This is a genomic window from Streptomyces paludis (assembly GCF_003344965.1).
Classification (GTDB): domain Bacteria; phylum Actinomycetota; class Actinomycetes; order Streptomycetales; family Streptomycetaceae; genus Streptomyces; species Streptomyces paludis.
Window position 1 is genome coordinate 4,570,324 of the sequence record NZ_CP031194.1, and the last position, 18,980, is coordinate 4,589,303.

Below are 18,980 nucleotides of genomic sequence, written 5' to 3' on the forward strand. Positions count from 1 at the left end.
AGGGGCTACTTGCCGAGCGGCATGCCGCCGAGGAGCTGGCCGCCGCCGCTGCCGCCCTGGCGGGGCTTGTTCAGCTCCTGCGTCACCTGATTCACCGCGTGCAGCACCGAGCCCGGCCGCTCCGTGTCCAGCGCGTTGCTGTGCAGCGGCTGGGGGTCGCGCAGGCCCTGGGCCAGGATGTCCTCCACGCCGCCGTTCAGGCTGAGCGAGGTGGTGGGGGCCGGTCCGGCGGCGGGCGCGGCGGCGGCGAGGGCCGGGGTGACGGCTCCGGCCAGCGCCAGCACGGAACCGGCGGTGGCGACGACAGTGGCGGTGATCTTGGTGGGCTTCATCGGTGAATCCTTCTCTGGTGATTCCGCTTTCCCCGCGCGGCGCAACTCACTTCTCACGCCCGGGCTTTGGGGATCTCCCCTCTTCCGGTGGCGATCCCGCTATCGTTAACGACTTCTCGGCGCGGCGGAAACTCCGTACCGGTCGAATTCTGCGCGGGCCACCCGAACGAGCGGCCAACGAAGCCGTGGAAACGCGGAAAGCCGTCCTTTCCCCTGGGGGAAAGGACGGCTCTTCGATACGACGACGTCAGTTGTTGACGCAGACGTTCCCGAACGCCGGGTTCAGGATGCCGATGACGTCGATCGTGTTGCCGCACAGGTTGATCGGGACGTGCAGCGGGATCTGGATGACGTTGCCGGAGATGACGCCCGGGGAGCCGACAGCCGCGGCCGACGCGTCGGAGTCGGCGAAGGCGGCGCCGGAGGCACCGGCGACAGCGGCGGCGGCCGCGGCGGAGAGGACGACGGCCTTGGCGATACGCGACATAGGGGAAAGGCTCCTCGGTCGTATGAAGATGACGTAAGCGCCGGGCGCGATTGCCCGACTCATGCATCAACGCCGAGGACCCCCGGAGGTTGCGGGCCCGAACGGGTGAATCCACGTTCGGTGCGCTGCTCGTGGGGGTTCGCGAGGATCGCGAGAGTTCATCGGGGAGGGATTCTTCCGGTCACCCCTTCATATACGTGCAACTGTACGTTCAGCAGCTTTCAGCGCGTCTGGCGTGATTTTCAGTCCGCGCTCTGTAATGGTGCGTTCTGGTTTCGGACTTGGAGGCGGAGAGCCCGTATGCGGAATTCTGCGGTTCGTGCGGTGGGGCGTGGCGTGCTGTGCGGTCTGGCCGTACTCTCGCTGTCCGCAGCGGTATACCCACCGGTGGTCCCTTCATACTTCGCTCCGCGCGCCGGTGCGAGGGAAGACCCCCGTATTCCGTTCGCCGCCCGCTGGTACGCCGTGCAGCACGGCGGGATCGTACGGGCGGCCAACGCGGCCATCAGCTGCCGGGCCGAGGAGGGCGACCGTACGTCGGCCTGTGCGGCCGCGCGGGCCGGCGGGGACGCGGCCAATCAGCAATTCGACATGTTCTATTCGGATGTCGACGACGATCCCAACACCTACAACTCGACCCGCGCCGAACTGCGGCTGCCGGACCGCGCCCGGGTCAGCTACGCGCGCCTCTACTGGGGCGGCAATCTGCTGGTCGGCGAGCAGAAACCGGCCGCGGACAACGGGCGGGTGCTGATCGCCGAGCCGGGCGGCCGGTACAAGGAGATCCTGGCCGACACCGTGATCGGCCACCGGATCGCGGGCGGGGCCGACGCCTACCAGGCGTCCGCGGATGTGACGACGCTGGTGAAGGACAGCGGTCCCGGGATGTACACCGTGGCGCAGCTCAATGTGGCCATGGGGCGCTCCGGCGCGGGTGCCTGGGGCGGCTGGACGCTGGTCGTCGCGTACAAGAAGGACGACGATCCGCTGCGGCATCTGTCGATCTGGGACGGTTTCGATCTGCTCGACGCGCGCCATGAGGAAGAGCGCGTCGACCTGGGCGCGATGCCCATTCCCGAACGGGCCTCCGGGCGGCTGGGAGTTGTCGCGTACGACGGTGACCGCGGGGTCACCGGGGACACGCTCGCCGTGGAAACGGGGAAGGGGAAAGGCGTTCTTCTCAGTAATAAAGATAACCCTTCCGATGATGTGATGAATTCCAGCATCACGGACTTCGATTCCCGTGCGATGAAGCGCGAGCCGGACTATGCGAACACCCTTGGGTATGACTCCGACGTGTTCGACCTGCGTGGTGCACTGGCATCCGGCGCCGACCGGCTTAGCGTTCGATTCGGCACCGAGCGTGACTCCTTCTGGATCGGTGCGTTTTTCGTAGAGGCCGACGCGCAGTTCTGAGCGACGCAGTTCTGATTGACGCAGTTCTGAACGGTCCGCGTGCTCTGCGTCTCGATTTCCGATGTCCACGAGTGGAAAGAGTTGCGCGTGCAGCCAGAACGGCACCGGCCAGGGACCGGCTTCACCGCGCTCCACCTCGTCCAGCCGGTCGACGGCGGAGTGGCCCGCGTGGTCCTGGACCTGGTCGCGGCACAAGTCGCCGCGGGGGTACGGGCGGTCGTCGGCTGCCCGGCGGAGGGACCGCTCGCCGCCGCCGCGGCCCGCCGGGGCGCCGAGGTCCATGTCTGGCGGGCCACCCGCGCCCCCGGGCCGGCGCTGCCGCGGGAGATCGCGGACGCGGCCCGGCTGGTCCGCCTCGTACGGCCCGATCTCGTCCACGCCCACAGCGCCAAGGCCGGACTCGCCGGCCGGCTGGCCGTACGGGGCCGTGTCCCGACCGTCTTCCAGCCGCACGCCTGGTCGTTCGAGGCGGTCGGCGGGGTGACCGCGCGGCTGGCCGGGCGCTGGGAGCGGTGGGCGGTGCGGTGGACCGACCGGATCGTGTGCGTCAGCGACGCCGAGCGGCGCACCGGCGAGCGGGCGGGCATCGAGGCCGTCTGGTCGGTCGTCCGCAACGGGGTCGAGGTCGATCGGTTCGGCGACCGGGGCGACTTCGGAGGCGCGGCGGGGACCCGGCGGGCGGACGGCCGGGCCAGGGCCGACGCTCGGGCCGCCCTGCCGCTGCTCGCCGGGCGCCCGCCGGTCCTTCCTGATGTCCCCGACGCTCCCGTCGTCGTCTGTGTCGGCCGGCTCTGCCGTCAGAAGGGCCAGGACATCCTGCTCCGCGCCTGGCCGTCCGTCGTACGGCGGTTCCCGGGGGCCCGTCTCGTCCTCGTCGGCGACGGGCCCGACGCAGGTGCCCTGCGCGCCGCCGCGCCGCCCTCCGTGCTCTTCGCCGGTGCCGTACCGGACACCGCGCCCTGGTACCGGGCGGCCGATCTGGTCGTTCTGCCCTCCCGTTGGGAGGGGATGGCCGTAGCACCCCTGGAGGCCATGGCGAGCGGCCGGGCCGTCGTCCTCAGCGATGTGGACGGCGCGCGCGAGTCCCTGCCGCCCGGCCGGGAAGCGCTCTGTCTCGCCCCGCCCGAGGACCCGGCCGCGCTGGCGGCGGCCATCAACACGCTGCTCGACGACGGGCCGCTGCGCGAAGCCATCGGCCGCCAGGGCCACCAGCACGTACTCGACACCCACGACGTGCGGCAGACCGCGCGGGCCATCGCGGACGTGTACCGCGCCGTGGCCGCGGTGCCGCGCCCCGAGCGCAGGGAGCCGATTCCCCAGTGACCACGGAAAGCACCAGCGTCCCTCCGCCGTCCGGGCGTGAGCGGACGGCGACGACGGCACGGCGCCCGGACGGTACGGCGGCCACCGGCCGGCCCACCGCCGTGAGCCAGGCGGTACGCGGGCGGACCGCCCCGGGGCGCGTGCCGATCGCGCCGCCCCGCGACACCCGTGGCGTACGCGAACTCCCCGACCGCCTCGCGCCACCGGCCCGCCGCCGGCCGCGGCGCTCCGCGCTCCGCTTCGCCCTGCCGCTGCTCGCGACGGATGTGCTCGCCGCGCTGCTGGCCACCGCCGTCCGCACCGACGGGCAGCCGGACGCCGTCCTGCCGCTCCAGCTCCTGACCCTCCTCCTCTGCGTCACCGCGCTGAACGCGCTCGCCGGGCTGTACCGGCACGGTGTCGTCCTCTCCGGCCTCGACCAACTGCCCGCGCTGGCCGCGCGGATCGCGGTGGCCTGGTGCGCGGCGGCAGCGGTGTGCGCCGCGGTGTTCCCGGCCAACGCCCTTGGTTTCACCGCCCTGTTGAGCGCCGGAGCCGTACAGCTCGCCGTCGCCTGCGGCGGCCGTTCGCTCCTCCACACGCACCGCCGCTCGGCGGCCCGCAACCGGCTGCGCTCGGCGCTCGTCGTCGGCGCGGGCCCGGCCGTACGGCGGATCACCGCGCTGCTCGCCCAGCACCCGGAGTACGGCCTGCGGCCCGTCGGCGTCGCCTCCCCCACGGCCTGCGCGCCGGGGGAGCCCGCGAAGGACGACGGCGTCGGCGTCGGCACCGTACGGGAGAAGCGGGAGAAGGAGGGGACGCGCGACGGTGGGGGCAGCGGTGCCGGCCTGAGCGCGGACGCGCCCGCGCTGCCCGTTCTCACCACCCCCGAGGACATCCACCGCGCCGTCATCCAGAACGGCGTCCAGGAAGCCCTGTTCACCGAAGGCGGCGACCCCGGCGCCCGGGCAGGCATGGTCGCGCTCTTCCACACGTACGGCTGCGCCACCTGGTTCGTCGGCGCCGGGCCCTGGGACCTCGTCGCCCCGCGCGCCGTCATGGAGCGGCACCTGTGGGGATTCGGCTACCACCGCGTGGAGCCGCCCGCCACCGCCCGGCGCCGCCGGGGCGCCCTCGCCAAAAGGCTGCTGGACCTGCTGCTCACCGCGCCCGTCCTGGTGGCCGTCTCGCCGCTGCTGCTGCTCTGCGCGCTCGCCGTCAGGCTCGGCGACGGGCCGGGGGTGCTCTTCCGCCAGGAGCGCGTCGGGCAGCACGGCCGCCCGTTCACCCTGCTGAAGTTCCGTACGCTGCGCCCCTCCGACGACCAGGAGTCGGCCACCCGCTGGAACATCGCCAACGACCGCCGTATGAGCCCGGTCGGCAATCTGCTGCGCCGCACCTCCCTGGACGAGCTGCCGCAGCTGTGGAACGTGCTGCGCGGGGACATGAGCCTCGTCGGCCCCCGGCCCGAACGCCCCTACTTCGTCGCCAACTTCAGCAAGACCCACCCGGGTTACGCGGCCCGCCACCGGATGCCCGTCGGTATCACCGGCCTGGCGCAGGTCCACGGGCTGCGCGGGGACACCTCCATCGAGGAGCGGTCCCGGTTCGACAACCACTACATCGACCACTGGTCGCTCTGGCAGGACGTGTGCATCATCGTGCGGACCGCGGTGTCCCTCGTCCGGCCGGCGGGCAGCTGATGGCCACGGCCGTGGTCCTGGATACGGCTGCCGCCGTGTCCGACGCGCCCGTACGGCCCGCTGCCCGGCCGCCCCTCCCGTGGCGCCGGGCCGCCCCGCTGCTCCCCGCGATCGCCGTCGTCGTCCTGCTCGCCGTACCGGTGGCGCCCGCCGGGGACGGTACGGCCGGCTCCGGGAGCCCGGCGGACGTGGCGTCCGCGCTGCTCGTCCTCCACTGCCTCGTCCGCGTACTGCGCGACCGGGCCCGCCCGTTGACCCGTACGGCGGCGTTCGTCCTCGGACTCCCGGTGCTCGGGGTGACCGTCGCGTCCCTCACCGCCCAGGACCCGGCGGTGAGCCTGCCCGGCCTGGCGCGCTACCTCCAGATCTTCGTGCTGGTGCCCGCCGCGCTGCTGCTGCTCCTGCGCGACCGCTGGGACTTCCGGCTGCTGGCCGGGTCCGTGGTCGCGGTCGCGCTCGTCCAGGGCGCGGTCGGCGTCGGCCAGTACCTGACCGGTACGGGCGCCTCGTACAAGGGCGAGGACGTCCGCGCGGTCGGCACCTTCGGACCGACCGATGTGATGGGGATGGCCACCGTCGTCGCGTACGGGCTGGTCATCGCGGTCGGCTTCGCCGTCGGCGGGAAGGGCGGGAAGGGCGGCAAGGGCGGCAAGGGCGGTACTGGGGCCGGTCGGCCGGGCGCGTGGACGGGGGCGCGCCTCGCCGCCCTCGGCTGCGCCGGGCTGCTGGCCGTACCCCTCCTCCTCTCCTTCAGCCGCGGCGCCTGGATCGCCACGGCGGTCGCGGTCGTCTGCCAGCTCGTGCTCTCCGGGCCGCGCCGCGCCGCCGCGGCGCTGCTCGCGGCCGGCGCGCTCGGGGTCGTGCTCGTCGGCGGGCTCGGCATCGGCTCGCAGCTCGTCACCGAGCGCGTCGACTCCATCGCGCGCGTGGCCGACGCGCCGGACCAGTCCGTCACCGACCGGTACACGATGTGGGCCGCCGCCGCCGACATGTGGCGTACGCGACCGCTGACCGGCGTCGGGCTGAAGGGTTTCCCCGAACACCGCGACAGCCACGCCTCGCTGGCCCTCTCCTCCGGCAGCGATACGGCGGGCGCCGGGCTGGGCTTCCAGCGTCAGCCGCTGCTCTCCCCGCACAACATGTACCTGCTGGTCCTCAGCGAACAGGGGCTGCTCGGCGTTCTCGCGCTGGTCGGCAGCTGGGCCGCGCTGCTTCTGCTGGGGCTGCGGGCGCTGTGGCGCTCCCGTACCGGCCGCCGTGCGGGTGGCGGGGGGTGTGGTCTTGTCGTCATCGGGCTGCTGGTCTGGCAGTTGGTGGACTTCGGGTACGCGGACATCGGCGGGCCCTCGACCGTGCTGACGGCCGTGATGCTGGGACTGGCGGCCTGGTGGGCGCTCGGGGCCGGGCCGGACGGTGACGCGTTTGACGGTGCTGTGCCGGAGGGTGCTGTGCCGGGTGGAGCCACGCCGGGCGGGGTCGTCTCGGACGGGGTCGCCCGCGCATGACCGATACCCGGCGGTCCGCCCTCCCGGCGCCCCCCGCCACCGTCGTCCCCGCGCAGACTCCGCCTCCGGAGGTGGAGAGCGGCACCGGCTCGCTCACCTCCGGCCCCGCCGGGCGCTTCCTCGCGCGCGCCGCGCTCGTCACCGCCCTGCTGACGGCGGCCGGTTCGGTCCTCGGGCTGGTCCGGGACCAGACCATCGCGCATCTGTACGGTGCCGGGCCCGGCACCGACGCCTTCCTCGTCGCCTGGACCATCCCCGAGGTCTCCGCCACGCTGCTCATCGAGGACGCCATGGCGCTCATCCTCGTACCGGCGTTCAGCTTCGCCCTCGCCCGCCGGGCCGCCGCCGTACCCGGGACGGCCGCTGATCCCGTACGGCTGCTCACGCGGTCGACGCTGCCCCGGCTCTTCCTCGCGCTCAGCGCCGCCGCGGCGCTGCTGGCGGTGGCCGCGCCCTGGGTGGTGGCGCTGCTGGCGCCGGGGCTGCCGGAGACACAACTCGCCGTGGACTGCACTCGGTTGACCGCCACATCGGTCTTCACGTACGGGCTCGCCGGATATTGCAGCGCCGTGCTCCGCGCGCACGGCAGCTTTGTGGCGCCCGCCGCGATCTATGTGGCGTCCAACGTCGGGATCATCGGCACGATGCTGGTCGTACGGGACCGGTGGGGCGTCGAGGTGGCCGCGGGCGGGGTCGCGGTCGGCGGCGTCCTGATGGTGCTGATCCAACTGCCGTGCCTGTGGCGGCGGCTGGCGGAGGGACGGCAGACGGCCGGTGCGGGGGCCGACTCCGTGGGCGGAACCGCCGCCGTCGCTCAGGGCACTCCCGCGACGGCGACCGCGACGGCGTCCGTAACTGCGACTGCGACTGCGACTGCGACTGCGACCGCTACCACTACCGCAGCCGCCACCGCGCCCGTCGCTCTCGGTCTTCTCGCGCCCGTCATCGTCTTCGCGCTCAGCCGCCAGTCACAGGTCCTCATCGAGCGCTTCCTCGCCGCGCCGCTGCCCGCCGGGGCCATCTCGCATCTCAACTACGCGCAGAAGGTCGCGCAGATCCCGATGACGCTCTCCCTGATGCTCTGCACAGTCACCTTCCCCGTCGTCGCCCGCGCGATGGCGGCGGGGGAGACCGACCGGGCGCGGCGGCGCGTCGAGCGGGATCTCGCGCTGGCCGGGGCGATCGTGCTGGTGGGCGCCGCGACGATCATCGCCTGTGCCCCGCAGTTCATCGAAGTCCTCTTCCAGCGGGGCGAGTTCACCGCCGCCGACACGGCCGCGACCGCCGCCGTCATGCGGGTGTACGCGCTCGGGCTGCTCGGCCACACCCTGGTCGGGGCGCTCGTACGCTGCTACTTCTCGGCCGCGCGCCCGCTGTGGTTCCCGGCGGTCGCCATGATCGCGGGGCTCGGGCTGACCACCGTCGCGGGCTCGCTGCTCGTACAGGTCTGGGGGGTACGCGGCATCGCCGCCGCCAACGCCCTCGGCATCACCCTCACCGCCGCCCTCATGCTGGCCGGCCTCGCCCGCCACAGTGTGCCCCTCGACGCCCGGTTCATGGCCGGCGGCCTCACCAAACTCAGCGCCGCCGCCGCCGCGGCGACCGGCGCCGGCTGGCTCTGCGGAGCCCTTGTCGCCTCCCCCGCGCCCGCCGCTACCGCCGCCTGCGCGGTGATCGCCGCGGTGTTCCTCGTCCTCGCCCGGGCCCTCCGGGCACCCGAGATCGACAGTCTTCTCGACCCCGTACTCCGCGTACTCCGCACCCTCCTCCGCCCCGCCTCACGAAAGCCGCCGCATGTCCGCTGACACGGTCTCCCCGTCCGCCGCCGCCCGTCCGGGTCCCCTGTGGGCCTTCATGTACCACTCGGTCGCCGATGTCACCGGCCCGGCCGACGACCCCTACCAGGTGACGGTCACCCCCGCCCGGCTCGAACGGCAGCTGAGCTGGCTCCGCCACCGGGGCCTGCGGGGCGTCTCCATGGACGAACTGCTGCGCGCCCGCGCCGCCGGCCGGGGCGCCCGGCTCGTCGCGCTCACCTTCGACGACGGCTACGCCGACTTCGTGGAGCGGGCCGTACCGCTGCTGCGGCGGCACGGCTGCACCGCGACCCTCTTCGTCCTGCCCGGCCGTCTCGGCGGTACGAACGAATGGGACCCCCTCGGCCCCCGCAAGCCCCTCCTCACGGAGGACGGCATCCGGGCGGCCGCCGACGCCGGCATGGAGATCGGCTCGCACGGACTGCGCCACACCGACCTCACCACCGCCAACAACGAGGACCTCGCGCGCGACACCGCGCACAGCCGCGAGCTGCTGCGCTCCATCACCGGCCGCGAGGTGGCGGGCTACTGCTACCCGTACGGGACGGTCGACGCGCGCGCCGTCGAAGCCGTCCGCGCCGCCGGTTACGGATACGCCTGCGCCATCAGCCCCGGCCCGCTCACCGGGGTGCTCGCCCTGCCCCGTATCCATGTCGGCCAGTCCGACACGGGGGCGCGGCTGTTCCTCAAGCAGCTGCTGCACCGGCGGCGCCGCGAGCCCGTACCGACGGCCGCCTACACGCAGTACGCGGCGTACGTGGCCGCGCAGAGCAAGACCGCTCCGGACGCGACCATGCCCGGCACAACCGCTCCCGGCACGGCCGCTCCGGACTCCGCCGCTCCGGACACGGCGGTCCCGTCATGAAGGTGCTGCACATCATCACCGGTCTCGGCATCGGCGGCGCCGAGCAGCAACTGCGGCTCCTGCTGCGCCAGTTGCCCACCGATGGCGATGTCATCACGCTCACCAACCCCGGCGCCGTCGCGGACGGCATCGTCGCCGACGGCGGCTCCGTCCGAAACCTCGCCATGGCCGGCAACCGCGACCTCGGCGCGCTGCCCCGGCTCACCGGACTGATCCGCCAGGGCCGGTACGACCTGGTGCACACGCACCTCTACCGCGCCTGCCTGTACGGGCGGTTCGCGGCCCGGCTCGCGGGCGTCCGGGCCATCGTCGCCACCGAACACTCCCTCGGCGAGGCCCAGATCGAGGGCCGGCCGCTGACCCCCGGCGCCCGCGCCCTCTATCTCGCGGGCGAGCGCGCGGGAACGGCGACCGTCGCCGTCTCCGCCACGGTCGCGCGGCGGCTGGAGCGCTGGGGGGTACGGCGCGACCGTATCCACGTCGTCCCCAACGGCATCGAGGCCGGGCGCTTCGCCTTCGATCCGGCCGCCCGCCGCGCCGCCCGCGCGCACCTGGGGCTGCCGGCCGGCGCCTTCGTGGCCGGCGGGGTGGGCCGGCTGACCCCCGGCAAGCGCTTCGACCGGCTGGTACGGGCCGTCGCGCGGCTGCCCGAGGCGCGCTTCCTCCTGGTCGGGGACGGCCCGGAGCGCGCGCGGCTGCGGCGGCTCGCCGAGGAGCTGGGCGCGGCGGACCGGGTGCTGCTGTACGGCGCGTGCGAGGACCCGCCGCCGTACAAGGATCTGTCCCGTACGGGAGGGTCTCCGGCCGGTGGCCTCGGGCTGCCCGCGCTGCTCGCCGCCATGGACGTCGCCGTATCCACCTCCCACGACGAGGCGTTCGGACTCGCGGCGGTCGAGGCGCTCGCCGCCGGGCTGCCGGTGCTCTACGTCACCTGCCCCGCCCTCCAGGACCTGCCCCCCGAGTCCGCGCCGGAGGCCCGCCGGATCAGCGGCTCCGTACCCGGACTCGCGGATGAGCTGCGGCGGTTCCAGGAGACGCCCGCCGCGCGAGCGCCCCGGGCGGTGGCTCCCGCCGCACTCCACTACGACATCTCCCGCAGCGCAGCCCAGCTCATGGCCGTCTACGAGCACGCCGCCCGAGGCCGGTCGGCCTCCCTCCGAGAAGTGAGTTGCCCATGACCCCGCAGAACCGGCTCCGAGCCCCGAAGACCCTCCGCAAGTCCGGCGTCAGGGCCCTGCCCGTGCGCTGGATCGTGCCGCTGGCCGTCACGGCCGGGGCGCTGGCGGGCGGCGCGTACGGGATGCTCCGTACGCCCGAGTACGCGGCGACCAGCTATGTCGTCGTCGTCCCGCTCGACACCACGGAACCGGCCGCCGCGCAGGGGTTCGCGACGGCGTTCGGCCGGGTCGCGCCCCAGCTCGCGCTGGTCGGTGACGCGCCGACCTGGGCCGGGGTGCCCGCCGCCACGCTCAAGCGCGATGTACGGACGGCGACCTCGCCCGACGCGCCGATGATCTCCGTGACGGCGACCTCGGCCAAGGCGTCGACGGCGGTGGACATGGCGAACGGGGTCGCGCGCTCGCTGGTCGTCAGCGGCACACAGATGCAGGGCAGTACGAACGTACGGGTGCTCCAGTTCTCCCGGGCGATCGCGCCCACCGGCCCGGTCACCCCGTCGGCCGGGCTGTCCGCCCTCGTCGGCGGCTGCGCGGGCGGGCTGCTGGGCGGGCTCGGGCTGCTCGTACGCCCGAAGCGCCGCCGGGAGGACGCGCCCGCCGGGTCCGCGTCCGTCCCGGGACCGGCGTCCGGCTCCGGTGCCTCCGTAACCTCCTCCTCCGCCTCCGCTGCCGCCAAACCGCACCCGGAAACGGTCTGATGGGATCCCCCACGCGGTCGCGGACCGCCCCGGCCCTCCGCGCGCCGGTCTCCTCCGTACCGGTGGCCGCCCTGCTCACCGTCTCCCGGTCCGGCAGGGCCTTCACCACGGAGATCTGCGCGGACGCCGCGCGGTTCGGCGCGATCGCCCCGGAGTGGGACGCCCTCTACCGCGCCTCCCGTACGGCCACCCCGTTCCAGAGCCACGCCTGGCTGCACTCCTGGTGGCAGTCGTACGGGACGGGCGGCGGCGGCAGGCTGCGGGTCGTCCTGGTCCGCCGGGGCGGGGAACTCGTCGCCGCCGCGCCGCTGATGCTGCTGTTCCGGCCGCTTCCCGTCCTCGTACCGCTCGGTGGCACCATCACCGACTTCTCCGATGTCCTGCTGGACGAGTCCCGTACCGACGAGGAGACCGAGGCCGCCGTCACCGCGCTGGCGAGGGCCTTCGCCGAACTGGCGGGCACGGCCGTGATCGATCTCCGCGAGGTACGCCCCGGAGCCGCCGCCGAGCGCGTCTACGCCCGCTGGACCGGCCCGCGCCGCCGGCTCGCCGACTCGCCCTGCCTCGAACTGCCCGCCGTACCGATGGAAGGGCTGCTCGCCCGGCTCCCCGCGTCCCGCGCCCAGCGCGTCCGCGCGAAGCTGCGCAAGCTCGACGCGCTCGGTATCGAGGAGCGCGAGGTCCCGGCGGACGAGGTGCCGGTCGCGGTCGGCCGGCTGCTGGAGCTGCACCGGCTCCAGTGGGAGGGGCGCGGTGTCACCCCCGAGCACCTCAGCGCCCGCTTCGCCGAGCATCTGACCAGGGCCGCGCGGACCATGGTCGCGAGCGGCGACGCCCGGCTGACGGAGTTCCGGCTCGCGGGGGCGGTGGTCGCGGCCGATCTCACCCTGATGTCCGGCGCGCTGGCGGGCGGTTATCTGTACGGGGCCGATCCCGTGCTGCGCGCGCGGAAGGCGGACGTGGCCACGATGCTGCTGCGCGCCGGGGCCCGGGACAGCGGCGCGCACGGGCGCGCGACGCTGAGCATGCTGCGCGGCGACGAACCGTACAAGCACCACTGGCGCCCGGAGACCGTCCGCAACCAGCGGCTGCTGCTGGCCCGGCCCCATCTCGCGCCGTCCCTGTGGCTGCTGCTGGCGCGGGCGGCGGGGCGGGAGCGGGCGGCGACGCTGGTCAAGCGGGCGCGGAAGACGGAGGAAGGCGGCGACAAGGGATGACAGGGACGACGACGCTCGTGACCTCGACCGTCACCTCGACCGTGCCTCTCTCCTTGACGCCGCCGTCCTCCGGGCGCGCCGCGCCGCGTCACTTCCGCAGGCGCTCCCCCCACCAGTCGAGCCGCAGACAGAGCTTGCCGCCGAGCCACTTCTCGACCAGCGGGCCGAGGTTGAGCGGGGTGCAGTTCTGCGGGCGGCTGGGCGGGGGAGTGGGAGCGGGCGTCGACTCGGGTTCGGGCGTCGGGTCCGGCGTCGGGTCGGGCGTCGGCTTCGGCGTCGACTCGGGGTCGGGTGCCGGCGGCGGAGTCGGGTCCGGCGTGGAATCCGGCGTGGGAATCGGCGTGGGAACCGGCGGCGTCGGATCCGGTGTCGGCTCCGGTGTCGGCGTCGGGGTGGGATCCGGCTCGCGTGCGGAGAGCATGGACCGGAACACCTTCGACGACTCGGGATTCTTCTCGCACTGCCAGATGCCGTGCGGACAGTAATCCGTGACCGTGTTGTACAGCGGCTTGTACGTGTCGATCCACTGGAGCATGCGCCGCATGTATTCGGGGTTGTCTCCGTTGCGGAAGAGGCCCCACTCCGGATAGGAGATAACCTTTCCGTGTGCAGCGGCGAAGTCCACGTGTTCCTGAAGCCCGAGAGGCTCATTCACCTGTTCGTCAAAAGTCCGGCCGGGCGGCTGATCGTACGAATCCATGCCGATGACATCCACGACATCGTCACCGGGATAGCACGCGGTCCACGGAACGGCGTCCCGTCCGCGATTCGGCGCGAAGTCGAAACGGAACTTCTGCCCGGGAACGGCACGCATGGCGGTGACAATGCGGTTCCAGTATCTCTTCCACGCCTGTGGGTCGGGCCCGCAACGATGGGTGTACGTCGTGCCGTTCATCTCCCAGCCGAGCACGATCACCGTGTCCGGGACGCCGAGGTCCACCAGCCGCCGGGCCAGCGCCGTGAAGTGGCCGTCGTACTGTCCGTACGCGCCTCTGCGCAGCTCACGGCGGACGAGCCGGTCGGGCACCCGCCCCTCGGTGCGCTCCAGCATCGGTACGTTGAGGACGAACAGCCGGTCGTCCTTGGCCTTGCGCCAGGCCGCCCAGTCCTCCAGGAAACCCGGGCTTCCCTCGATGTTGGACCACACGTCCCCGGGGAGATAGGTGTGGCCCACGCGCAGCTCCGTACCGCCGAGCCATTTCTCCATGGCGGCGATGCGCTGGACGCCACTGGGACCGAAATCCAGATACGCGCCGAGCGCGGGCGAGGCGGCCTGGGGCGGTTTCCGCTTCTCCGCGCTTTCGGGGCCGTTCAGTGCTCCCGCGCTCTCCTGTCCCTCCGCCGTACCGGCCGGAGTCGGAAGCGCCGCGCCGGAGACAAGGAGACCGGCTGTGACCGCCCCCAGGCAGGTGGTCGTCAGCCTTCGACGTCTGGATGGCATGTCAGCTCCTCGTGATTCGAACCCGTTTCCGCGGTCGCGACCCGGAATCGTGCAGCCACGTTGAGCGTAAAAGTATTTCTAATAAGCCGATCGGGAACCTGGCCCGGCGCTCCAGTAGTCCATCCGTGAATTTCATCCCCCGCATGGGGTATCGATCTGAAGGACCCCACCGTGCCGAGCTTCGACACCCGTGTCCCCGCCGTCCTGCTGCGGCTCGACCGGAACCCGTTCCACCACGGCACGCTGGGCGCCGTCCGGTCGCTGGGCCGGGCCGGGATCGAGGTGCACGCGGTCGTCGAGTCCGCGCGCAGCCCCGTCGGACGCTCCCGCTATCTGCACCGGGCCCATCTACGGCCGCTCCGGGGACCGGATCTGACACCCGCTCCGGACTTCGACGGGACCGCGCGGCTGCTGCTCGGGATCGCGGACGGGCTCGCCGGGCCGGCCGTGCTGGTGCCGATGGACGATCTGAGCGCGATCGCCGTGGCGCGCCTCCGCGAGCGCCTGACCGGGCGTTATCTCCTGCCTGAGCAGCCGTCAGGGCTGCCCGAGCGGGTCGCCGACAAGGCGGAGCTGGCCGGGATCTGCCGCGAGCTGGACATCCCCCACCCCCGGACGGTGGTGCCCGGCTGCGCGGCGGAGGCGGCTGCCGCCGCCTGGTCGCTCGGGCTGCCGGTGGTGGCGAAGTGGAGCCGGCCCTGGCTGCTGCCCGAGGGCACGGGGCTGCGCAGTACGCAGGTGGTCCGCTCCCCGCGGGAGGCGCGGGAGCTGTACGGGCGGGCGGCGGAGGCGGGCAGCGGGCTGCTGCTCCAGGAGTTCCTGGCGCCGGGGCCCGACCTGGACTGGTTCTTCCACGGTTACGGCGGCGGTCCCGGCCGCCGCTTCCTGGGCGCCGCCGGGCGCAAGGAGCGGGCCTGGCCGGTGGGGGCGGGGCTGACGGCGGTGGGCCGGTGGCTGCCCAATCCGGAGGTGGAGCGGACGGCGCGTCAGCTCGTCTCGGCGCTCGGCTACCGGGGCATCCTCGATCTCGACTTCCGCCGCGACGCCGCCTCCGGCGCGTACCACCTGCTCGACTTCAACCCCCGGCCCGGAGCGCAGTTCCGGCTCTTCACCGACCGGGCGGGCGTCGATGTCGTCCGCGCGCTCCATCTGGACCTCACGGGCCGGACCGTACCGGCGCAGGAGGCGGCGCACGGGCGGACGTTCGTCGTGGAGAACTACGCGCTGCTCTCCGTCCTCGCCTCGGCGCGCTCGGCCGCCCCCAGGCCGTCCCCGTCCGGGGCGCGGGCCGCGGCGGCGGGGACCGAGACCGCGTGGTGCGCGCTGGACGACCCGTGGCCCGCCGGCGCGATGGCCGTGGCCTGGGCGCTGCACGCCGTACGGCGCGGCTGGCGCCGGCTCCGGCGCGCGCTGCCGTCGCGGCGGCGTGCGGGCGGCGGCGGGCGGTCGCGGACGCCCCCGGTACGGCAGCGACGGGGCAGCCCCGACCGGCCCGACCGGCCGCACCGCCCGGATCGCGCCGACCGCCCCGACCGCCCGGATCGCTCGGACCGTACGACGCCGGGTGGGCCCGTACCGAGGCGGACCCGATGAGCCGCACCGGCGACACGAACCCCGTGCCCCTCGGCGGCCCCGGCAGCCCCGGCGTCTTCGGCACGACAACGACTACACGCTCCACGCCCCATACCTCCGGAACAGAGAGCGGGACAGACACGATGCACGACCTGGTAGTGGTGGGCGCCGGCCCCTACGGACTCTCCATCGCGGCACACGCCGCCGCGGCCGGCCTCGATCTGCGGGTGTTCGGCCGGCCGATGGCCTCGTGGCGGGACCACATGCCGCCCGGGATGTTCCTCAAGTCCGAGCCCTGGGCCTCGAACCTCTCCGACCCGAAGCGCTCCTTCGGCCTGGCCTCCTACGCCGCCACGCGCGGGGTCGAGGCCCGGCACGGGGTGCCGCTGCCGGTGGGCTTCTTCGCCGCGTACGGACTCTGGTTCGCGGAGCGGGCCGCGCCGCCGGTCGACGAGCGGACGATCACCTCCGTACGGCCCTGCCCGGGCGGGTTCCGGCTCACCGCGGAGGACGGCGAGACCGTCCTCGCCCGTACGGTGGCGCTCGCGATCGGGGTCATGCCGTTCATCGACATCCCCGCCCCGCTGCGCGGACTGGCGCCCGAGCAGGCGACGCACAGCAGCCACCACGCGGATCTGACCCGCTTCGCCGGGCAGGACGTGACCGTCATCGGCGCGGGCCAGGCGGCGCTGGAGACGGCCGCGCTCCTCGCCGAACAGGGCACCACCGTACGGGTGGTGGCCCGGTCGGGCCGGCTGAACTGGAACACCCTGCCGCCGCCCCGGCAGCGCCCCTTCGGCCAGTCGGCGCGCGCCCCGCACACCGGTCTGGGCTGCGGCTGGAAGAACTGGCTGTACGCGGAGACCCCCGGCCTCTTCCGCCGGCTGCCGGAGGAGACCCGGGCCCGGGTCTTCACCTCGGCGCTCGGCCCGGCGGGCGCCTGGTGGCTGCGGGAGCGCTTCGAGCCGGCGGTGGAGGTTCGGCTCGGTGAGAGCGTGGCGGCGGCGGTCCCGGCGAACGGGCGGCTGCGGCTGGAGCTGATCGCGAACACCGGGCGGGTGGAGACCCTGGAGACGGACCATGTCATCGCCGCCACCGGCTTCACGCCCGGCCTCGAACGGCTGGGGCTGCTCGACGGTGAACTGGCGGGCTCGCTGCGGACGGTGGGGCCCACGAGCGCGCCCGAGGCGAGCGCGGTCTTCGAGTCGTCGCACCCCGGGCTGTTCCTCGCGGGGCTGCTGAGCGCTCCGTCGTTCGGCCCGTCGATGCGCTTCGTGTACGGCGCCTCGTACACGGCGGAGCGGCTGGTACGAGGGGTACGGCGGCGGCTCGGCGCGGGCGGCGGCGGCAGCGGGCCGCGGGTGACGGTCCGGCAGCGGCGGGGCGAGGGGGAGACCGTACCGACGTCGGCGGTGTCCTGAGCGGCACGGCACGGCACGGCACGCACGGCACGGCGACGGAACTGATCGGTTCTGATGCGGATCGGTGCAGCCGGGAGGATCCCCCGTGGTTTTCTCCCGGCCGGTTCGGTGTCAGACGCGCGCGGCGGGCCTGTTGCGGCGGTAGAGGACGCCGCCCGCGATCAGCAGGCCGGCGCTGAGCGCACCGGTGGTGAGCAGGTGGGAGCCGGCGCCGGTGGCGGCCAGCTCGTCGGTGCGCGCGGGCGTCGACGCCTCGGGGGCGGTGGGCGCCGCGGCGACCGGCTTGACGACGGGCTTGACGGCCTCGGTCTGGGGCACGGGGTTGTTCGGGGTGCCGGGGGTGCCGGGGGTCTCGGGGGTGTTCGGGGTGTGCGGCGGGACGGAGGTGGACGGCGGGTTTCCGGTGCGGCCGTCGGTCGGGGGCGAGACCGGGGGCACCTCCTTCTCCTCGTCGGGGGAGCCGGGGGTCACGGGCCGGACCGGGGGCCGGCCGGGGGCGGCCGGCGTACCGTTCACACAGGTGTTGCCGAAGGCCGGGTTGAGCAGACCGACCACGTCGATGGAGTCGCCGCAGACGTTGAGCGGGACGGCGACGGGCACTTCGAGGCCGTTGCCCGCGAGGACGCCCGGCGAACCGGTCACGAGGGCGGTGGAGCTGGCGCCCTCGCTGTGGCTGCCGCGCCCGCCTCCGTATCCGTCGGGGGAGCCGTACGCGTCGGTGGATCCGTGACCGCCGTGCGAGCCGTAACCGCCGTGCGAGCCGTAACCGCTGTGGTGCGCCTTCGGTGAGCCCGACGAGTTGACGCAGGTGTTGCCGAAGACGGGGTTGAGCAGACCGATGACGTCGATGGTGTTGCCACAGAGGTTGACGGGGATGTCGACGGGCACCTGGACGCCGTTGCCCGAGAGGACGCCGGGGGAGCCGGCGACTACGGCGTCGGCGTCCGCCGCCTGGGCGGATCCGCCGCTCAGGGACAGCACACTCGACGCCGCGGCGGCGGTGAGCAGCCCTTTGCTGATGAGGTCTCGCACGTGGTTCTCCTGATTGATCGCCACGACGGCCGAGGCCGGCCCCGGAGCGCGGAGATACCGCGCTCCGGAACCGGCCCGGGACACCGTGTTACTTGTTGATACAGGTGTTGCCGAAGGCCGGGTTGAGCAGCGAGATGATGCCGATGCTGTTGCCGCAGATGTTGATCGGGATGTGGAGCGGCACCTGGACGACGTTGCCCGAGAGGACGCCGGGTGAGCCGACGGCGACGGCACCGGCGTCCGAGTCGGCCATGGCCGGGGCCGCGGCGCCCAGCGCCAGGACCAGTCCCGCGGCGACGGCCGCGGCCTTCATGCTCTTCATGGTGTAGCCCTTTCCGCAGCGGCGAATACGTCCGCACGACGGTCGTGGCACGTGAGCATCCGCTTTCTCAGCTCTTTACGTCCGCTGCGAAAAGTCCAACGAATGTGACGTTACGAGGAAACTGCCCCGAATTGGGTGGTACGTCGGGTTCACTCAATTGACGCAGTCGCCGGGAAACGCGAACCGGCCCGGTGCGTCATTGCGCCGGGCCGGTCCGTCGGCCGGGGAGCCCCGGTCAGCCGTTGGCCACACCGTTGCCCGAGAGCACCGGGATGTTGTTGACGAGGTGCGACAGCGGCTCGTCCTGCTTGGCCTGCGTGGAGTTGTCCGCGCACTGCTGGTTCTGCGGGTTGGCGAGGACGTTGACGTCCTGGACGGCGACCGGCACGAGGATGCCGACCAGCGCGCCGACGTTGGCCTTGACCGGGACGCCGAGGCAGAGCTTGTTCAGCGAGCCCTGGATCAGCTCGGCCTGGGGGCTCTGGTCGCCCTTGGTCGTCGAGTTGCCGAAGGCGCTCTCGGCGCCGTTCCCGCTGAGGGAGATCGGGCCGTCGTCGTTGCCGATGGCGAGAGCGGGGGCCGCGGCGGCAGCGGTAACGCCGACTACGGAGGCGGCCACGGCCGCGCCGGCCATAATCTTCTTGATCACGGTGTGTTCCTTTGATGGTGAAG

16 protein-coding genes and 1 pseudogene are annotated in these 18,980 nt (G+C 73.5%); 11 read left to right on the top strand and 6 right to left on the bottom strand.

The window, feature by feature from the left end; genetic code table 11:
- Positions 1 to 5: 5 nt before the first annotated feature.
- Together DVK44_RS20290 and DVK44_RS20295 are read right to left on the bottom strand one after the other, a co-directional pair.
- Positions 6 to 332, bottom strand: a complete 327-nt coding sequence (locus DVK44_RS20290) for a hypothetical protein (protein WP_114660932.1) — start codon at positions 330 to 332, stop codon at positions 6 to 8.
- Between the two features lie 247 nt (positions 333 to 579).
- On the bottom strand, positions 580 to 819 hold the full coding sequence (locus DVK44_RS20295) for a chaplin (protein ID WP_114660933.1): 240 nt from the start codon (positions 817 to 819) through the stop codon (positions 580 to 582).
- A 300-nt stretch (positions 820 to 1,119) separates the two neighbouring features.
- Here DVK44_RS20295 and DVK44_RS20300 point away from each other — a divergent pair, with 300 nt between their 5' ends.
- The 9 genes and pseudogenes from DVK44_RS20300 (at position 1,120) to DVK44_RS20340 (ending at position 12,520) form a co-directional block, all read left to right on the top strand.
- On the top strand, positions 1,120 to 2,235 hold the full coding sequence (locus tag DVK44_RS20300) for a DUF3344 domain-containing protein (protein ID WP_114660934.1): 1,116 nt from the start codon (positions 1,120 to 1,122) through the stop codon (positions 2,233 to 2,235).
- Between the two features lie 87 nt (positions 2,236 to 2,322).
- Positions 2,323 to 3,558 (top strand): glycosyltransferase, encoded by a 1,236-nt coding sequence (locus DVK44_RS20305; protein WP_114660935.1) that lies wholly within the window; start codon positions 2,323 to 2,325, stop codon positions 3,556 to 3,558.
- Positions 3,555 to 5,240 carry a sugar transferase gene (locus tag DVK44_RS20310; protein WP_114660936.1) on the top strand — a complete coding sequence of 562 codons (1,686 nt, stop codon included), beginning with the start codon at positions 3,555 to 3,557 and terminating at the stop codon, positions 5,238 to 5,240. Before DVK44_RS20305 ends, DVK44_RS20310 begins: the two co-directional genes overlap by 4 nt.
- On the top strand, positions 5,240 to 6,745 hold the full coding sequence (locus DVK44_RS20315) for an O-antigen ligase family protein (protein WP_114660937.1): 1,506 nt from the start codon (positions 5,240 to 5,242) through the stop codon (positions 6,743 to 6,745). The genes DVK44_RS20310 and DVK44_RS20315 overlap by 1 nt, the downstream gene beginning before the upstream one ends.
- Complete coding sequence (gene murJ / locus DVK44_RS20320; protein ID WP_114660938.1) at positions 6,742 to 8,550, top strand: murein biosynthesis integral membrane protein MurJ; 1,809 nt, start codon at positions 6,742 to 6,744, stop codon at positions 8,548 to 8,550. The genes DVK44_RS20315 and murJ overlap by 4 nt, the downstream gene beginning before the upstream one ends.
- A 49-nt stretch (positions 8,551 to 8,599) precedes the next feature.
- A pseudogene (locus DVK44_RS20325) lies at positions 8,600 to 9,286 on the top strand (polysaccharide deacetylase family protein); the annotation flags it as partial.
- Between the two features lie 137 nt (positions 9,287 to 9,423).
- Positions 9,424 to 10,605, top strand: a complete 1,182-nt coding sequence (locus tag DVK44_RS20330) for a glycosyltransferase (protein WP_114660939.1) — start codon at positions 9,424 to 9,426, stop codon at positions 10,603 to 10,605.
- Positions 10,602 to 11,303 (top strand): YveK family protein, encoded by a 702-nt coding sequence (locus DVK44_RS20335; protein WP_228447280.1) that lies wholly within the window; start codon positions 10,602 to 10,604, stop codon positions 11,301 to 11,303. Before DVK44_RS20330 ends, DVK44_RS20335 begins: the two co-directional genes overlap by 4 nt.
- On the top strand, positions 11,303 to 12,520 hold the full coding sequence (locus DVK44_RS20340; RefSeq protein WP_114660940.1) for a GNAT family N-acetyltransferase: 1,218 nt from the start codon (positions 11,303 to 11,305) through the stop codon (positions 12,518 to 12,520). The genes DVK44_RS20335 and DVK44_RS20340 overlap by 1 nt, the downstream gene beginning before the upstream one ends.
- Positions 12,521 to 12,608: 88 nt before the next feature.
- Here the strand turns inward: DVK44_RS20340 and DVK44_RS20345 are convergent, their stop codons facing one another.
- Positions 12,609 to 13,961 carry a glycoside hydrolase family 26 protein gene (locus DVK44_RS20345; protein WP_114660941.1) on the bottom strand — a complete coding sequence of 451 codons (1,353 nt, stop codon included), beginning with the start codon at positions 13,959 to 13,961 and terminating at the stop codon, positions 12,609 to 12,611.
- A 171-nt stretch (positions 13,962 to 14,132) separates the two neighbouring features.
- Between DVK44_RS20345 and DVK44_RS20350 the strand changes: the two genes are divergently transcribed.
- On the top strand, positions 14,133 to 15,554 hold the full coding sequence (locus DVK44_RS20350) for a carboxylate--amine ligase (RefSeq protein WP_181957491.1): 1,422 nt from the start codon (positions 14,133 to 14,135) through the stop codon (positions 15,552 to 15,554).
- Between the two features lie 122 nt (positions 15,555 to 15,676).
- Complete coding sequence (locus tag DVK44_RS20355; RefSeq protein WP_114660942.1) at positions 15,677 to 16,954, top strand: FAD-dependent oxidoreductase; 1,278 nt, start codon at positions 15,677 to 15,679, stop codon at positions 16,952 to 16,954.
- A 111-nt stretch (positions 16,955 to 17,065) separates the two neighbouring features.
- Here DVK44_RS20355 and DVK44_RS20360 read toward each other — a convergent pair whose 3' ends face one another.
- From DVK44_RS20360 to DVK44_RS20370, 3 genes are all read right to left on the bottom strand, one after another.
- Positions 17,066 to 17,986 (bottom strand): chaplin, encoded by a 921-nt coding sequence (locus DVK44_RS20360; protein WP_114665304.1) that lies wholly within the window; start codon positions 17,984 to 17,986, stop codon positions 17,066 to 17,068.
- An 88-nt stretch (positions 17,987 to 18,074) separates the two neighbouring features.
- The gene (locus tag DVK44_RS20365) at positions 18,075 to 18,308 is read right to left on the bottom strand and encodes a chaplin (protein WP_114660943.1); all 234 of its coding nucleotides are present in this window, start codon (positions 18,306 to 18,308) and stop codon (positions 18,075 to 18,077) included.
- 235 nt (positions 18,309 to 18,543) lie between these two features.
- Positions 18,544 to 18,954 (bottom strand): rodlin, encoded by a 411-nt coding sequence (locus DVK44_RS20370; protein ID WP_114665305.1) that lies wholly within the window; start codon positions 18,952 to 18,954, stop codon positions 18,544 to 18,546.
- Between the last annotated feature and the right edge of the window lie 26 nt (positions 18,955 to 18,980).

Excerpts from the sequence above, each read along its gene's own strand:
- DVK44_RS20290 (WP_114660932.1), bottom strand. The coding sequence starts at position 332 with ATGAAGCCCACCAAGATCACCGCCACTGTCGTCGCCACCGCCGGTTCC.
- DVK44_RS20295 (WP_114660933.1), bottom strand. The coding sequence starts at position 819 with ATGTCGCGTATCGCCAAGGCCGTCGTCCTCTCCGCCGCGGCCGCCGCC.
- DVK44_RS20300 (WP_114660934.1), top strand. The coding sequence starts at position 1,120 with ATGCGGAATTCTGCGGTTCGTGCGGTGGGGCGTGGCGTGCTGTGCGGT.
- DVK44_RS20315 (WP_114660937.1), top strand. The coding sequence starts at position 5,240 with ATGGCCACGGCCGTGGTCCTGGATACGGCTGCCGCCGTGTCCGACGCG.
- murJ (WP_114660938.1), top strand. The coding sequence starts at position 6,742 with ATGACCGATACCCGGCGGTCCGCCCTCCCGGCGCCCCCCGCCACCGTC.
- DVK44_RS20330 (WP_114660939.1), top strand. The coding sequence starts at position 9,424 with ATGAAGGTGCTGCACATCATCACCGGTCTCGGCATCGGCGGCGCCGAG.
- DVK44_RS20335 (WP_228447280.1), top strand. The coding sequence starts at position 10,602 with ATGACCCCGCAGAACCGGCTCCGAGCCCCGAAGACCCTCCGCAAGTCC.
- DVK44_RS20340 (WP_114660940.1), top strand. The coding sequence starts at position 11,303 with ATGGGATCCCCCACGCGGTCGCGGACCGCCCCGGCCCTCCGCGCGCCG.
- DVK44_RS20345 (WP_114660941.1), bottom strand. The coding sequence starts at position 13,961 with ATGCCATCCAGACGTCGAAGGCTGACGACCACCTGCCTGGGGGCGGTC.
- DVK44_RS20355 (WP_114660942.1), top strand. The coding sequence starts at position 15,677 with ATGCACGACCTGGTAGTGGTGGGCGCCGGCCCCTACGGACTCTCCATC.
- DVK44_RS20365 (WP_114660943.1), bottom strand. The coding sequence starts at position 18,308 with ATGAAGAGCATGAAGGCCGCGGCCGTCGCCGCGGGACTGGTCCTGGCG.